Raw genomic sequence first — 15,880 nt, forward strand, 5'->3', positions numbered from 1 at the left:
AGCGAAGCTCCTTGTTCCGCCCGCGGATGACGATGTCGCTGAGGCTTTCGCTCATCTCACGACCCCATCAGCCGCTTCACCTCTTTCATATCCTTTAGGAACCGCTCGCGCTCAGCCTCCTTGTCCGTCGGCTCGTGAATGCGCAGGATAAAGGACGGGTGGATGGTGATGAACACGCGCAAGCCATCCTCGCGTTCGATCAACTGGCCGCGCATTTTCGTCACGGCAATGGCCTTGCCCAGCAGCGACAACGCCGCCGTTGCCCCAAGCGCCACGGCGAGGTCCGGCTTGATCAGCTCAAGCTCCCGGCCGATCCACCAGCGGCAGGCCTGGACTTCGCCGGTATTTGGCTTCGAGTGGATGCGGCGCTTGCCGCGCGGCTCGAACTTGAAGTGCTTGACGGCGTTGGTGACGTAGACTTTTTGCCGGTCGACGCCTGCGTCATCGAGAATTGCATCGAACACTTTGCCCGCTGGCCCGATAAAAGGTTTGCCGGCGAGATCTTCCTGATCGCCAGGTTGTTCGCCGACGAAGACCACTTTGGCGTCATCCGGCCCCTCGCCGAACACGGTCTGTGTCGCGTCGCGCCACAACGGGCAGCGGCGGCAGCCTTTCGCGGCTTCGCGTAGCTCGGAAATGGTGTTGGCGTCATCGTCCGGCGCCTCGGCCGGCTCGCGCTTCGGCCAATGTTTCGCCTGCAGCTTGGCGTGGTGCGGCGCCGGCATTGTCGGCAGTCTGGCAATCATATCCCTGGCGGCCTCGTCCGCTCCTGCGATCAGATCTGGAATGAGCGAGGCCTCGGGAAGGTTCCGCCAATATTTCTTCGGCATCTCCTTCTGCATCGCCTTCACCTTGAGCCGCGCCGGGTTGAAGATGTTTTCGAAATAGGTCAGCCACAACGCCTCGGTGTCGTCCTGATCGGGTGCATCGCCCTTGGCCGCACCCGGCCCGATCGCCAGCCTTTCGCCGTTCCAGTCGGCGGAGGCATAGGGCGTCAGGATGGTCCAGCGCATGCCGGTGAACCGCCGGACGAAGAAATCCGCGTTGCGCTCGACAATGAAATGCTCCGGCTCGAACCAGGCGACGTAGCGCTCGTTCTCGCCGTCGCCGATCTTCCGGAAGCGTACGAAGGCATGCATCTTATGGCTGTCGCGCCGCACCGCCTTTTCCATGGCTTCGAGCCGCCTGGTGTCGGGATCGGATGCGATCGCCAGCAGTTTCGGCTCGGTGCGAAGGCGCCAAAGCATCCGGTAGAGAAAGGCAAACCGGCCGGGGTCGGAGTGGCAGAAGGCAGTTTCTGCATGGGCGATGAACTCGCGCGGGACGGTAAGCTGCGCGCCCTCTGGCACCGCCGGCAAGGCATCTTGAGGATCATTGGCGTCGGACCCGACACCCCAACTAATATCCTCAGGCCGGACCTCATTCAGCGCCAGACGCCGTGCCGCATCGCGCCAACCGGCGAAATCGGTCTGGCTCGCTAGCCGGACGGTGTATCGGGCAAGGTCGAGCTGGGCCGGCTGCATGGTCAAAACAGCGACAGTTGTTCGCAGGACTTTACGATCGTATCGCGCAGGCCTGTCTTGTCGGTGAGTCCGCCCGGCGACCAGCCTTCGGCGATGATGAAGGGCCTCAGCTTGGCGATCGAATGGCAGATCCGTCCGACATCTTCCAGCCGCATACGTCGGTGGCGGCGGGTTTCAAGGATCTTCGCCACCACCTTGGTGCCCAGACCCGGAACCCGCAGCAGCGCTTCCCGATCGGCGCGGTTGATGTCGACGGGAAACCTCGCCCGATTGCGCAAAGCCCAGGCGAGCTTGGGGTCAATGGCGAGATCGAGCATGCCGTCGCTGCTGCCGGCGAGGATTTCCGGCTGCGAAAAGCCGTAGAAACGCATCAGCCAGTCGGCCTGATAGAGCCGGTGCTCGCGCATCAGCGGCGGTTTTTGCAGCGGCAGCGACGATGACGAATCCGGGATTGGGCTGAAGGCGGAATAATAGACGCGCCGCAGGTGATAGCTGCCATAGAGCCGCGCGCTGGTGTGCAAAATGCCGTCGTCGGATGTTTTGTCGGCGCCGACAATCATCTGCGTCGACTGACCTCCGGGCGCAAAGCGTTCGCGCTTCTTGGTCCTCAGCGTCGGCTCGGCCTTTTCCTCCATCTTCCGGCGCAGGTTCGCCATGGAAAGCCGGATCGTTTCCGGCTTCTTCTCCGGCGCCAGTTTCTTGACGCCCTCATCGGTCGGCAGTTCGACGTTGATAGACAGCCGATCGGCGTAGAGCCCGGCCTGCTCGACCAGTTCGGCCGAGCTTTCCGGAATGGTCTTCAGATGAATATAGCCGGAGAATTTTTCGTCCAGCCGCAGCCGCCGCGCCACTTCCACCATTTCGGCCATGGTCTCGTCGGGCGAACGGATGACGCCGGAGGACAGGAACAGGCCTTCGATGTAGTTGCGCCGATAAAAGTCCATGGTCAGCTTCACCACCTCGTCGATGCTAAAGCGGGCGCGGCGCACATTCGATGACGAGCGGTTGATGCAGTAGCTGCAATCGTAAATGCAGAAATTGGTGAGCAGGATTTTCAGGAGCGAAATGCAGCGGCCATCCGGCGCGTAGGAATGGCAGATGCCCATGCCTTCTGTGGAGCCGATACCGCCGGATTGGAGCGAATCCTTCTTCGCCGAGCCGGACGAAGCACAGGAGGCGTCGTATTTGGCGGCGTCAGACAGGATTGCCAGCTTTTCACGGACGGTGGGCGCGCTCATCCGTTCATGATATGTTCTTGAAGGCTGCAGCGCCACCTCATTTGATGCAGGCGGCGAAAAAGTGATCGCCGCCCGCCGTCAGGGCAATCAGAGACCGTTTCGAAATTCGCTCTGGCGAGTCATATGGTGGTGGTTTCGAGAACCGAAGCGCAGCGGACATTTGGTCCGTGAGCATCGGAAGCGCAGAAACCACCATCGATGGCCGCCGGAGTAGAATTTCGAAACGGTCTCTCAGACCTCGTGCAGGTAGAGGTGGTAGTCCAGCTCGCTCACCGTACGCGCGACGCGCAGATACTCCGACTGCTTGATCGCCACGAAGGTGCGATGCAGATCCTCGCCAAGCGCCTCTTTCAGGAAGCTCGAGGCCCGCGCCGCCTCGATCGCGGCGCGCCAGTCGACCGGCATGGTCGTGCGCGTGACAGCGGCTTCATAGCCATTCCCAGTGGTTTCAGGGCCGGGGTCGAGGCCTTCGTCCAGACCCTTGATGATGCCGGCCAGCACCGTTGCCGCGATCAGGTAGGGATTGGCGTCGACGCCCGACGGCCGGTGCTCGATGCGCCGATTCTTGGCGTCGCCGGCCGGCACGCGCAGCGCCACCGAACGGTTGTTGACGCCCCAGGTCGGCGCCACCGGCGCATAGGACTGCGAGACGAAGCGCCGCCAGGAATTGGCGTGCGGCGCAAACACCAGCATCGATTCGGCCATGGTCTGGATCAGCCCGCCGAGCCCCTGCAGCAGCGGCAGCGACCAGCTTTCGCCGCCTGCTTCGGCAAAAACGTTGCGGCCGTTCTTGTCCTGCAGCGAAACATGGAAATGCATGCCGGAGCCGGCATATTTTTCGATCGGCTTGGCCATGAAGCAGGCGGTAACACCATGGCGGCGCGCCTGCGCCCGCACCAGCCGCTTCAACATGACGAGGTCGTCGGCCGCCCGCATGACATCCTTGCGGTAATTCAGCGTCAGCTCGTACTGGCCGGGCGCGTATTCGGAAATCACCGTTTCGGCCGGAATGCCTTGCGCCTTAGCCGCGGCATAGATGTCGGAAAACAGCGGCTCCATGCCGTGCAGATGGTCGACGGAATAGACTTCCGTCTTGGCCGAGCGGCGGCCGTCGAGCACGGCGTCCGCCGGCTTTACCTTGCCGTCGGCGTCACGCTCATTGGCAAGCAGGAAAAATTCGAGTTCGAAGGCCCCGGCGGGATAGAGGCCCTTGGCCGCCAAGATGTCGACCTGCCTGGCCAGCGCCAGCCGTGGGTCCGACGACATAGGCTGTCCCTCGAGATGGTACATCGCCATCAGCAACTGGCCGCGCGGCGGGTTCGTGCCGTAAAGCGGCACCAGCGTGCCGGGGATCGGCCATGCCCTGAGATCGCCGTCTCCAGTCGTCCAGATCAGCCCGGTTTCGTGCACATCCTCCCCGGTGATGTCGAGGCCGAGGATCGAGATCGGCATGTGGCGGCCGCCCTCGAAGATGCTTTTCAGCTCATGCCGGCGCACGATCTTGCCGCGGCCGACCCCGTTGGCGTCGGTCAAGACGATGTCGAAGGCTTCGATTTCGGGATGGGCGTCGAGAAAGGCTTGCGCCTCGGCGGGCGTCGAGCCCGAAGGTGAAGTCATGATTAGTGTACTCGAGTTTGGCTTGGCAGCTTGTCTCATGCCGTCAGCCTTGCCGCAACCGTGGCGAAGGCGGTGACCAGCCGGTTGACCTGGGCGCCGGTGGTGGCCGGTGAGATCAGCATCATGTTGTGAAAGGGCGCGATCAGCACGCCCTGGTTGACCAGCGCGACATGGATAGCCGCCTCAAGCTCCGGCGCATGGGCAGTCTCGGCTTCGGCGCCGTTCCTGAGCGGGCCAGGGGCGCAGATGAACTCGACGCGGGCGCCGACGCGGGCGACATGCCAGGGCAGATTGTAGCGATCGATGACGCCGGTCAGCCCGGCATCGAGCCGCAGGGCGAGGCGATCCATCCGGGGATAATTCTCCTGCGTCATCACCTCTTCGAGCGTTGCGCGCATGGCTGCGAACTGCAGCGGGTTCGCCGACAGCGTCGTGCCCATGCCGGAATAGCCCGGCTCCTTGGTTCGATTGTAGTCGGCATAGCGCGAGGCGGCCTCGTCGCTCATGCCCCACACGCTTGCCGGCACGCCGCCGGCGATCGGCTTGCCCAGCACGAACAGGTCGGGCTGCAGCCCGAATTTCCTGGTGTAGCCGCCGGGTCCAGTCGAAATCGTGTGCGTCTCGTCTATCAGAAGCAGCGTTCCGGCCGCGCGCGTCAGTTTGCGCAAGGCGTCGTGAAAACCCGGATCGGGCAGCACCATGCAGGAATTGGTCAGCACCGGCTCAGCAATGACGCAGGCGACATCCTTGTCCTTGAGCGCTGCTTGCAGCGCGGCGACATCGTTGAATTCAATGACCTTCGCCGTCTTGGTCAGGTCGCGAAACTCACCCGCCAGCCCCGGCCGATTCACGGGCTTGCCGTCGACCATCCGGACCATCGTCTCGTCGACCGAGCCGTGATAGCAGCCGTTGAAGACCAGTATCTTTTCGCGGCCGGTGACGGCGCGGGCGACGCGCAGCGCGAAGCGGTTGGCGTCGGTGGCGGTGGTGGCGATCTGCCAGAACGGCAGACCGAAACGCTGTGTGAGCAGCGGCCCGATGGCCAGCGCATCTTCCGAAGGCAGCATATAGGTCAGGCCGCGCCCGGCCTGGCGGCGGATGGCGCGCGCCACCGGCGGCGGCGAATGGCCGAACATCGAGCCGGTGTCACCGAGGCAGAAATCGTCCAGCCTGTTGCCGTCGATATCCGTGATGGCGGCGCCCTTGGCGCTTTCGACCAGGATCGGGAATGGCGTCGGCCAGTCGTTCATCCAGTGCATCGGCACACCGCCGAAGAAGCCTGGCAGGCCGTTACCGACCTTGGCCTGCGATTTCGGCCGCGCCTTGCGGAAGGTGTTCGCCTCGCTTGTCCGCAATGCAGCGATGCGGTCACGGCTGATACCGCCGATGGATGCTTTTGAACTGTTCGTGCTGTGCATGAAATCCCTCTCGGCCGGCACACTACCCAATTGGCGACGGCAACCGCAATTGGCCGTGTTGGTGCCCTGCATTGGGTCAGCAGCAAGTTCGGCAGACTTGACCTTCCGGCGCAGTCGGGCGCCAATGCGATCGGGTCTGTGGTTTGGGGAGAAAAATGCGGACGATCATCTGCGCTATTGCGCTACTCTTGTCGGCCGCTGCGGCTTCCGCATCGGGCGGCGTCTGGTGTTCCGTCGATGACAAAGCGGTGCAATTCGAGGTCGGCGCCGGGGTCACCAGAGGTATGGGCGGCCCGACCTTCAATTTTCGCGGCGATCTCGAGATACTTGGCCGGCCGGAAGGCGACAGTCTGCGCAAGACCGTCTTTGAGGATTCCGACCTCACCCAGTACTGGCTGGACGACAAGGAGTTGCGGCTGAACGTCTACCACGAGCATCAGCTCGGAGATAAATTCAACTCTGTCGAACTGACGATCCTGACCAAGACCAGTGACGAGGGCGTCTATGACGGCCGGTACACGCTTGCCGTCTACGACAACGCCGCCCGACACGGAACAGGACGGCAAGCCGAAAGAATTGACCGGCAAGGTGTCGTGCGGAGCCGAATAGGTCACGCCGAGATATCGATGACGCCGCAGTCGCCGGCGGCACTGCCGAAGGCGACCCGGCGCTCTTCCTTATCCCACATCATCGCGGTGATGGCGCCCTTGCCCGGGCGGCGCAACAGCACCTCTTTGGCATCGGTAAAGCGCACCGCCATGACCATGCCGTCATCATAGCCGACGGCGACGACATCCTGGCTCGGATGGCAGGCAACCGATGTCACCATGGCGTTGCCGCGCGTGCCGAGCTCCAGCGGCGCCTTGCCCATCGGGCCGTCCTTGCCCGAAAACGGCCAGACGATCGCCGCCGGCGCGCCGGAACTCGCCAGCCATTTGCCCTTCACGCTCCACGACAGGCTTTTGACCTTGCCGGGATAGCCGGTCATGCGCATGTGCTTGCCGTCGGCGAGCTTCCAGCCATGCAGCGCGTTTTCCTGCATGGTGGTGACGAGGAAGGCGCCATCCGGCGAGAAGGTGACGCCGGTATGGGCACCGGCCCATTCCAGCTCCACCGGCTTGCCCTCGGCGGCCGGGAAATGCAGCGTCGCGCCATTGTAGCGGGCGACGCCGAAGCGTATGCCCTTGGGGGAGAAGGCCAGCCCCTCGACCGAACGCGGATGGGCAAACTCTTTGGTCTTGCCGTCGGCAAAGCGCACGAAGGCAGTCTTGCCTGTGGCATAGGCGATAGCGCCTTGCGGCCCGGCGGCGACGCTGGTGATCCACTTCTTGCCGGCGCTCGCCAATTCGCCGACGGTGCCACCTGCGGTGACAGCAAAAATCTTGCCGTCCTCGCCGCCGGTGATCAGGCGGTCGTTGGCGGCGTCATGGAACGTGGAGAGCAGGCCGTCATTGGCCTGAATTGCCTTGTGGCCGTTGTCGAGCCTATGAACTGTCCCATCGGCCAGCGCAAAATGCGGCACGTTGTCGAGGAAGACGGCGGCAAGGCAGTGACCTTCCAGGTCAAGGGGGGCAACTGTGGGCATCAGGACCATTCCAATGAAGCTGTCACCACTCCCGGGAAGCCACTGAGGCGGCCAGGCCTGGCGTCAACCTTCTCCCCTTGTGGGAGAAGGTGGATCGGCGCGCAGCGCCGAGACGGATGAGGGGTGTTGAACGGATCGCCGTCGGTGCCGAGCTGGAGCACCCCTCATCCGACCTCGCTTCGCGAGGCCACCTTCTCCCACAAGGGGAGAAGGAAGAGCGGGCAGCGCTAGCGCCATAGAGTCCGGAAATCAAGCCGCCTGGCAGGCGTCAAAGCTCTTCTTCAGCCGTTCGGCGTCAAGCTCGCGGCCGATGAACACCAGCCGGCTCTCATGCTTTTCGCCGTCTTTCCAGGCGCGCTGGTGGTCGCCTTCGATGATCATGTGCACGCCCTGGATGACATAGCGCTCGTCGTCGCCCTTGAGCGCGATGATGCCTTTCAGCCGCAGGATGTTGGGACCTTCCATCTGAGTGATCTTCTCGATCCACGGGAAGAATTTCTTCGGGTCCATCTCGCCGCCGCGCAGCGACACCGACTGCACGGTCACGTCATGGATGTCGGAGGGATGCGCGTGATCGTGATGATGATGGTCGTGATCATGGTCGTGGTGATCGTGCCCGTCATGGTCATGGTGGTCGTGATCATGATCGTGCGCCTCGAGGAAATGTGGGTCGTTCTCCAATGCGCGCGACAGGTCGAAGGCGCCGCGGTCGAGCACTTCGGACAGCGCCACGCCGGCGCGCGTGGTGCGGTGGATCCTGGCCGCCGGGTTGATGGCGCGGATGGTGGCCTCGACCTTGGCCAGCTCTTCGGGCGTCACCAGGTCGGTCTTGTTGAGCACGACGACATCGGCGAAGGCGATCTGGTCCTCGGCTTCCTTGGAATCCTTCAACCGGAGCGGCAGGTGCTTGGCGTCGACCAGGGCCACGACAGCGTCGAGCCTGGTCTTGGAGCGCACGTCGTCGTCCATGAAGAAGGTCTGCGCCACCGGCACCGGATCGGCAAGGCCGGTGGTCTCGACGACGATGGCGTCGAAGCGGCCCGGGCGGCGCATCAGGCCTTCGACGACGCGGATCAGGTCGCCGCGCACCGTGCAACAGACGCAGCCATTGTTCATTTCGTAGATTTCCTCGTCGGATTCCACGATCAAATCATTGTCGATGCCGATCTCGCCGAATTCATTGACGATGACGGCATAACGCTTGCCATGGTTTTCCGACAGGATGCGGTTGAGCAGCGTCGTCTTGCCGGCGCCGAGATAGCCGGTGAGAACGGTCACGGGGATTTGCGTCTGTGCTTCGCTCATATCTTGCCTCGAAATGGCTGGGCCACGGAATTGCGGGCCGCAAGAAGGGATTGTTGGCCTGATATAGGATGTGTGCCGGCCTTTTGCACGAGGCAAACCGCCTGGGTGTTTGACCCAGGTTGACGAAGCGGGTGGGTAGACCGAGAGGCCGAGTGCGAGGGATGCCGACCATCAACGTGTCGCCGGAAACGCCTCTTCGTTGACCTTTGCTGAGCCGCGCCGCGTCAAACCGTTGCAATCGCCTTGGCGGAAACTCGTTTGTCATCTAACTGAAATAAACATCTGGCATCACCATTTCGAGCACCACAAATGCTTGCCGGCAAAGCTGTTTCGAAAGCCGGAATCTTTTGGATCGTCGATTGCCAACCGGCCGGCTGCGTCTATGCTGCACGCACCGGTACGGCCGAAGAGGGATCACCATGGCCAAGGCGGACAAGACTGCAACGATGAGCCGGCTGCATTCGGCGGCAAGGCTGGCAAGGACCGCGCTGGCGGCGCGGCTTCTGGCGCATGGCTTCTATGCCGGCCAGGACCAGATCATGCTGACGCTCGACCGCGAGGACGGCCAGACGCCCGGCAATCTCGCCGGCCGCCTCGGCGTGCGCCCGCCGACCATCACCAAGACCATAAACCGGCTGCAGGCCCAGGGCTTTTTGGAAAAGCGCGCCTCTTCCGCGGATGCACGCCAGGCGCATATCTTTCTCACCGACACCGGCCGCGAGATCATCCACGCCATCGAGAAGTCGGTTAAGAAGACCGAGAAGCAGGCGTTGAAGGGCCTCGACAAGAAAGAACAGAAGACGCTGTTCAAGCTGCTCGCCCGCATCGAGGCCAATTTGTCGAACGAGGAGCTGGTGCTCGTCGACGACGACGCCGACATCGACGACTGACCGGCACGGCGGCCGCGTGTCTTGAGCTAGGCCGCCACCGAAGGGCCGCGCACCAGCGCCGACCAGCGGCCGGGCGTCAGGCCGAATGCTTTCTTGAAATGTCTGTTGAAATGGCTCTGGTCGCTGAAGCCGGCGCCGACGGCAATCTCGGCCAGCGGTTCGCCGATCTCGATCATCCGTCTTGCCTTTTGCAGCCGGCGCATCAGCAGGAAACGATGCGGGCTGGTGGAATAGGTCGCGCGAAAATGGCGTGACAGCGCATAGCGGTCGAGCCCGGTGACGGCTTCCAGCTCATCGGAACGAACGGACCGCTCGGCATTCTCCTCGAGATAGCCGCGCGCCAGCGCTGCCGCACGCGAGGCCGACTTCCCCATCGGCTTTGCCTTCTGTCCCGCATGACGCCCCAGATGCCGCGCCAGCTCCGCAACGAAATCGGCGACGAACAGCTCGTTCAGTTCCTCATCGAGCGGCGACAGGGCCGAAAGCAGCGTGCCACGCAAGGCGGGATCGCTGACCACAGCATCCCTGACGAAAGGCAGCGGCGCGCCGTCGAGGCAGTCGAGCAGCAGAGACGGTTCCAGATAGAGGATCCGGTAGCGCAGACCATCCTCGGTCCCGGCGCCGCCATCGTGCACTTCGTCGGGATGCAGCACGATAACCTGGCCGGGCAGGCTGTGGTTGACAGTGCCCCTGTAGTGGAAGCGCTGCACACCGGAAAGCGTCACGCCGACGGCAAGTGTATCATGACGGTGCAGGTCGAAGGCGTTGCCATGGAAATGCGCCTCGATGCGCTCGATGCCAGCGGTAACAGGCGCCGACACGATCCGGTCCTCATCCGCGCACGAACGTTCAAGACCCTGCGTCGCCTCACCGTCTAGATCGTGCGTCATCACCTATCCCTGCCCCTTCATGGGCGTGCTCCGGAGTCCTCATTTTGGTGTTCGATACGAAATTTGCAATCGTGCTGCGGGACGATCTCGCCGTCTGGCAAAAGCTCAACGTCACGGCCTTCCTGACCAGCGGCGTCGTCGCGCAATTCCCCGACATTATCGGCGAACCCTACCGCGACCGCGCCGGCAACCTTTACAATCCTCTGTCGATCCAGCCGGTCATCGTGCTTTCGGCCGATGGGCCGACGCTCAACTCCATCCACCGGAAGGCGCTGGAGCGGGGCGTGACGGCGTCAGCCTATGTCGAGGAGATGTTTGCCACCGGCTTCGATGCGGCCAACCGCGCCGTCTTCGCCGAGTTCGGCCCTGAGGACGCCAAGATCGTCGGCATCGCGCTGCGTGCCGACAAGAAACTCGTCGACAAGATCACCAAGGGCGCCCGCATGCACGCCTAATTCAGCAGGAAGCGTGTAACGGCGCTCATGAATTCAGTCGGCCGCTCGACGTTCAGCATATGGACGCCCGGAAGCAGTGTAAGCGTGGCGCCGGGGATGCTGGCTGCGATCGCCTCGCTGTGGCTTGCCAGCGTTACCTTGTCGTCTTCTCCACCGATCACCAGGGTGGGGGCGGTAATGAGGGAGACAGTCCGGCGCAGATCGCAATCGCGTACGGCGGCGAAGCATCCCGCGAGACCTTGGGGCGGCGTCGCCAGGACCATCGCGCGGAACGCGTCGACGGTTTCGTTTGGGCCGGCAAGCATCGAGGCGGGAAACCAGTTGTGCATGAACATGTCCGCGGCGGCCGACATGTTGCTCGCAGCAAGGACAGTACGGATCTGCCCGTCAAAGTAAGAAGCCGGCCCGAGATGTGGCGAGGTGTTGGAAAGGCTGAGACGCTCGATGCGGTCCGGGGCATGGATACCCAGCCACTGCCCTACGAAGCCGCCCAGCGACAGCCCGCAGAAATGCACGCGGGCGATCTGAAGCGCATCCAGCAGCTCAAGGACGTCGCGGCCCAGCCGATCGAGCGAATAGGCTCCGGCCGGAGCATCGGAACTGCCGTGGCCGCGCAGATCATAGCGCAGCACCCGGAAAGATCCGGCAAATTCCGCAAGCTGCCGGTCCCACATATGCAGGTTCGTCGCAATGGAATTCGAGAGCACAAGTACAGGGCCGGCCCCCGCCAGCTGATAGGCGATCCGGCAGCCGTCGCCCGTCGTAAAATAAAGCGTGTCAGTCATCTGGTCCTCATCTCACCCTGGCGAAAGGAGTTCGATGCTCCCGCCGCCCTTTGAATGAGCCACCCTAGGCCTCGTAATTATCCAGGAAATTACTATGATTGGACAATCTCAGTAGGTTTTGGCGATAATGAATGGTCTGAAACTCCACGACCTACGGTGCTTTGACGCCGTGGCAAGCGAGGGCAGCTTCCAGGCGGCCGCCCTTGCCTTGAACCGATCGCATCCATCCGTCTTCGCCGCTGTCGCACGCCTCGAGCAGTTGCTCGGGCTCACACTTCTCGACCGCAGCGGATATCGGGTGGGGCTGACGGAGGCGGGCCGCGAGTTTCACGCGCGAGCGCAGCTGACCTTGCGCGAGCTCGACCATCTGCGAACCTATGCGGGCCAGTTGGCGAGTGGCGAGGAGACGGTCCTGCGTGTGGTCGTGGGTGATCTGTGCCCGCGACCGCAAATCCTGCCTATGCTCAGCGGCTTCTTTGCCGAACGCACCGGGACACGCCTGCACCTGGAGTACGAGGCGGTCGGCGGTCCGCTCGAACGGTTGATGGAAGGCGAGGCTGACCTCATCTTCCATCGCGCGGATCCTTCCGATCCGCATCTCGAGCGGATCCATCTCTGCGCGGTGCCCCTCGTGCCGGTGGTGGCGCCTGGGTTCCTTCCGTTCGCGCCTGGCCGCGAGATTGCGCCGGAGCAGATGCGGCCCTTCACCCAGTGCGTGATCCGCGACACGGCGCGGCGGCCGTCGCCGGAGAGCTATTTCCTCGTCGACGGTGCGCATCAGTGCTCGGTGCCGGATCATCTGATGAAGAAGGAACTGATCCTTCACGGATTGGCCTGGGGCCATCTGCCGGCATGGCTGATCGAGGACGAACTGCGGGATAGGAGGCTGATCTCGATCGCTGGTGCACATCTGCCCGGCCGGACGGAGACCCTGGCGGCGGTGCGCCGGCGCGACCGACCGCACGGACCCGTCGCCCAGGCGTTGTGGCTTCATCTCCAGGCGCAAGTGGCATCCGGCGAGGCGCTTTAGCCGGCATAGGATCGGCCCGCGCTGAGCCTGCGCGCGGCTCCTGTTGTGCCAGTCGCTTTTGGCTTGCCGGGCGCAGGCGATTGCCGCAAAGGTTAAGCGTTGATCCTCCCTGCCCGGCCTGACATTGAACGTTCCCGCAAAATCAGACGAAAGCGCAACGCCGCCCGCGGCGATGCTGTTCATGCTTTCGACCTATGTCTTTTTCACCTTTCTCGACACCTCGAGCAAATATCTGGTGCTGGCCGGCGTCTCGGCGCTGATCGTCGCCTGGGCCCGCTTCACCGTCCATGTCCTGCTTGTCGGCGTCTTCCTGCGCGGCTGGCGCGAGCCGTCGCGCTTCCGCGCCAACAATTTGCCGGCCCACATCCTGCGCGGCGGTCTGCTGTTCGGCTCGACGATGTGCAACGTCATGGCGCTCAAAACGCTTCAACTGGCCGAGACCACCTCGATCTACTTCTTCGGGCCGATGGTGATCACCGCCCTTGCCGGACCGCTGCTTGGTGAATGGGCCGGCTGGCGGCGCTGGCTGGCAATCCTGTCGGGCTTTGTCGGCGTGCTCGTCATTACAAGGCCGGGCGTCGGCGTGTTCGGCATCGGCCATCTCTTCGCGCTCGGCTCGATGCTGTCGAACAGTTTTTACGTCATCATGACGCGCCGGATGTCGGCCAGCGAAACCTCGGAAAGCCTGATCCTGTTTTCGGCACTGGCGCCGGCCGTGCTGCTTCTGCCGATGCTGCCGTTCTCGCATGGCCTGCCGCAGGATGGCTGGCACTGGTTCATACTGGTGATGCTGGGCGTGTTCGGCGCCGGCGGCCACTGGCTGCTGGTGCAGGCCTACCGCCTGGCGACCACCACGGCGCTGGCGCCGTACCCCTATTCGCAGATGGTCTGGATGATCCTGTCCGGCTGGATCATCTTCCACCAGTTCGCCGACCGCTGGACGCTCGTAGGTGCTGCCATCATCGTCGCCAGCGGCCTTTACATCATCCATCGCGAGCACCGTTTGCAGCTGCACAATCGCACGACCGTCGATGCCGAGGCGGAGGCGCTGGCGAAAAAACTTTGATTTGCTCCGAATCCGATGGCATAACGCCGCATTTAAAAAATTTAAAAAACTCGGGGAGCGAAGGGCTGGCACAAAAGATCAAGCTTTCGACGATCGCGGATGCGCTTGGCGTCTCCACGGCCACCGTCTCCCTCGCCTTGCGCGACAGCCCGCTGGTCGCCGGCGCCACGCGTGACCGCATCAAGGAACATGCGCGGGCCATCGGGTATATCTACAACCGCCGCGCCGCCTCACTGCGCACCTCGCGCTCGGGGATTGTCGGCGTCGTTGTGCACGACATCATGAACCCGTTCTTCGCCGAGATCCTGCGCTCGATCGAAAGCGAACTCGATCGCAGCCGGCAGACCTTCATCCTGTCCAACCATTATGACCAGTTGGAAAAGCAACGCACCTTCATCGACACGCTGCTGCAGCTCGGCGCCGACGGCGTCATCATGTCGCCGGCCATCGGCACGCCGGCCTCCGACATCGTCATGGCCGAGGAAAACGGCCTGCCTGCGGTGCTGATTGCACGCAGCGTGGAAGGCGCCGACGTGCCGGTGTTTCGTGGTGACGATGCCTATGGCACGGCACTTGCCACCAATCATCTGATCTCGCTCGGGCACAAGCGCATCGCCATGATCGGCGGCACCGACCAGACCTCGACCGGGCGCGACCGCTACCAGGGCTATCTCAACGCCATGGAGGCCGCCGGGCTTGAGGTCAGGCCATCCTGGCGCATCGCCGGGCCGCGCACCAAGCAGGGCGGATTCGAGGCGGCTGGACAGTTTTTGGCGCTTAAAGACAAGCCAACCGCCGCTTGCTGCTGGAATGATCTGGTCGCCATCGGCCTGATGAACGGCATTGCCCGCGCCGGCCTGGTGCCGGGCGCCGACATCTCGGTGACCGGCTATGACGATCTCGAGGAGGCGGCAATCGCGACACCGGCGCTCACCACGGTCTGGAATGGCCAGCGCGAGGTCGGCCGCCGTGCCGCCAGCGCGCTGCTCGACAAGCTGAACGGACAGGCGGTACGGCCGTCACAGGAACTGATCAAGCCGGAACTGCATGTGCGCCAGTCGACCGGCAAGCCGGTGGAGCGTGCATGACCAAGACTGATGCGTTGCAGACCGTCGCCGTTCTGGTGCCAGGACATTTCAACGACCATGCGGTCGAGCGCATCGACCGCACCTTCAAGCGGGTCAAGATAGAGCGAGCCGATCCCGCCCTGGTCACCGAGGAGATGCGCCATGACGTGCGCGCCATTGCGTCCTTTGCCGGCGTCAATGCGGCATTGATGGATGCATTGCCCAACCTCGAACTCATCGCCTCCTTCGGCGTCGGCTATGATTCGGTCGATGCCGGCCATGCGGCCAAGAAAAACATCATGGTCACCAACACCCCCGATGTTTTGACCGAGGAGGTCGCCGACACCACGATCGGCCTTTTGCTCAACACCGTGCGTGAACTTTACAACGCCGAGAAATGGCTGCGCGACGGCAGTTGGGTGAAGAAGGGCAACTATCCCCTGAGCCGGCTGACCTTGCGCGGTCGGCATGTCGGCATTTTCGGCATGGGCCGCATCGGCCTTGCCATTGCGCGCCGGCTGGAAGCGTTCGGGCTGCCGGTGGCCTACCACAACAGGCGCAAGGTCGAAGGTCTGGCTTATGAATACCACCCGACGCTGAAGGGCCTTGCCGAAGCGGTCGATACGCTGATTTCCGTAGTGCCGGGCGGCGCTTCCACGGAGAAGGCGGTCAATGCCGAAATCCTGGCGGCGCTTGGCGCCAACGGCGTTTTCGTCAACATCGGCCGTGGCAGCACGGTCGACGAGGCAGACCTCGCCGCAGCGCTTGCCAACGGCACCATCGCCGCGGCCGGGCTCGATGTTTTCGCCGATGAACCGAATGTGCCCAAGGCTTTGCTGGAGGCGCCCAACACCTCGCTTTTGCCCCATGTCGGTTCGGCCTCGCACCACACGCGCCGCGCCATGGCGGATCTGTGCGTCGACAATCTGGTATCCTGGTTCAGCGAGCGCCGGCCACTGACCCCGGTGCCGGAGACGGCGCAAGTCAAGCCACGAAGCTGAGCGGCTGTCT

Annotated in this window: 15 protein-coding genes; 6 read left to right on the plus strand and 9 right to left on the minus strand. The window is 63.3% G+C overall.

The window, feature by feature from the left end:
• Window positions 1–56: 56 nt before the first annotated feature.
• The 7 genes from NKL06_RS14535 to NKL06_RS14565 all read right to left on the minus strand — a co-directional run bounded on the left by NKL06_RS14535 (window position 57) and on the right by NKL06_RS14565 (window position 8,686).
• Window positions 57–1,523, minus strand: coding sequence for a UdgX family uracil-DNA binding protein (locus tag NKL06_RS14535; protein ID WP_023694723.1), 1,467 nt, complete (start codon window positions 1,521–1,523; stop codon window positions 57–59).
• A gap of 2 nt (window positions 1,524–1,525) precedes the next feature.
• Window positions 1,526–2,761 (minus strand): putative DNA modification/repair radical SAM protein, encoded by a 1,236-nt coding sequence (locus NKL06_RS14540; protein ID WP_023694722.1) that lies wholly within the window; start codon window positions 2,759–2,761, stop codon window positions 1,526–1,528.
• Between the two features lie 231 nt (window positions 2,762–2,992).
• Entirely contained in the window at window positions 2,993–4,378 is a 1,386-nt protein-coding gene (locus tag NKL06_RS14545; protein WP_023683505.1) for a glutamine synthetase family protein, read from the minus strand.
• A gap of 35 nt (window positions 4,379–4,413) precedes the next feature.
• The gene (locus NKL06_RS14550) at window positions 4,414–5,796 is read right to left on the minus strand and encodes an aspartate aminotransferase family protein (RefSeq protein ID WP_023808230.1); all 1,383 of its coding nucleotides are present in this window, start codon (window positions 5,794–5,796) and stop codon (window positions 4,414–4,416) included.
• A gap of 182 nt (window positions 5,797–5,978) precedes the next feature.
• Window positions 5,979–6,410 (minus strand): hypothetical protein, encoded by a 432-nt coding sequence (locus tag NKL06_RS14555; protein WP_023694720.1) that lies wholly within the window; start codon window positions 6,408–6,410, stop codon window positions 5,979–5,981.
• Window positions 6,407–7,381: a WD40 repeat domain-containing protein gene (locus tag NKL06_RS14560; protein WP_023689246.1), complete on the minus strand. Its 975-nt coding sequence runs from the start codon at window positions 7,379–7,381 to the stop codon at window positions 6,407–6,409. The genes NKL06_RS14555 and NKL06_RS14560 overlap by 4 nt, the downstream gene beginning before the upstream one ends.
• 249 nt (window positions 7,382–7,630) lie before the next feature.
• Complete coding sequence (locus tag NKL06_RS14565; protein ID WP_023694718.1) at window positions 7,631–8,686, minus strand: CobW family GTP-binding protein; 1,056 nt, start codon at window positions 8,684–8,686, stop codon at window positions 7,631–7,633.
• 419 nt (window positions 8,687–9,105) lie between these two features.
• Between NKL06_RS14565 and NKL06_RS14570 the strand changes: the two genes are divergently transcribed.
• Entirely contained in the window at window positions 9,106–9,576 is a 471-nt protein-coding gene (locus NKL06_RS14570; RefSeq protein WP_023694717.1) for a MarR family winged helix-turn-helix transcriptional regulator, read from the plus strand.
• 26 nt (window positions 9,577–9,602) lie between these two features.
• Here the strand turns inward: NKL06_RS14570 and NKL06_RS14575 are convergent, their stop codons facing one another.
• Window positions 9,603–10,466, minus strand: coding sequence for an AraC family transcriptional regulator (locus tag NKL06_RS14575; RefSeq protein WP_023694716.1), 864 nt, complete (start codon window positions 10,464–10,466; stop codon window positions 9,603–9,605).
• Window positions 10,467–10,513: 47 nt separating this feature from the next.
• Between NKL06_RS14575 and NKL06_RS14580 the strand changes: the two genes are divergently transcribed.
• Window positions 10,514–10,921: a DUF2000 family protein gene (locus tag NKL06_RS14580; RefSeq protein WP_023694715.1), complete on the plus strand. Its 408-nt coding sequence runs from the start codon at window positions 10,514–10,516 to the stop codon at window positions 10,919–10,921.
• Here the strand turns inward: NKL06_RS14580 and NKL06_RS14585 are convergent.
• Window positions 10,918–11,706 carry an alpha/beta fold hydrolase gene (locus NKL06_RS14585; RefSeq protein WP_023694714.1) on the minus strand — a complete coding sequence of 263 codons (789 nt, stop codon included), beginning with the start codon at window positions 11,704–11,706 and terminating at the stop codon, window positions 10,918–10,920. The genes NKL06_RS14580 and NKL06_RS14585 overlap by 4 nt on opposite strands.
• 127 nt (window positions 11,707–11,833) lie before the next feature.
• On the opposite strand from NKL06_RS14585, the gene NKL06_RS14590 reads away from it, so the two are divergent.
• The 4 genes from NKL06_RS14590 to NKL06_RS14605 all read left to right on the plus strand — a co-directional run bounded on the left by NKL06_RS14590 (window position 11,834) and on the right by NKL06_RS14605 (window position 15,870).
• Complete coding sequence (locus NKL06_RS14590) at window positions 11,834–12,736, plus strand: LysR family transcriptional regulator (RefSeq protein WP_023694713.1); 903 nt, start codon at window positions 11,834–11,836, stop codon at window positions 12,734–12,736.
• Between the two features lie 181 nt (window positions 12,737–12,917).
• Window positions 12,918–13,802 (plus strand): DMT family transporter, encoded by an 885-nt coding sequence (locus tag NKL06_RS14595; RefSeq protein WP_032906353.1) that lies wholly within the window; start codon window positions 12,918–12,920, stop codon window positions 13,800–13,802.
• Window positions 13,803–13,867: 65 nt separating this feature from the next.
• Complete coding sequence (locus tag NKL06_RS14600; protein WP_023671355.1) at window positions 13,868–14,890, plus strand: LacI family DNA-binding transcriptional regulator; 1,023 nt, start codon at window positions 13,868–13,870, stop codon at window positions 14,888–14,890.
• Window positions 14,887–15,870 (plus strand): 2-hydroxyacid dehydrogenase, encoded by a 984-nt coding sequence (locus tag NKL06_RS14605; protein WP_023671354.1) that lies wholly within the window; start codon window positions 14,887–14,889, stop codon window positions 15,868–15,870. The genes NKL06_RS14600 and NKL06_RS14605 overlap by 4 nt, the downstream gene beginning before the upstream one ends.
• The last annotated feature ends 10 nt before the right edge of the window (window positions 15,871–15,880 follow it).

Source organism: Mesorhizobium sp. C268A (assembly GCF_040324475.1).
In the GTDB taxonomy this organism is placed as follows: Bacteria; Pseudomonadota; Alphaproteobacteria; order Rhizobiales; family Rhizobiaceae; genus Mesorhizobium.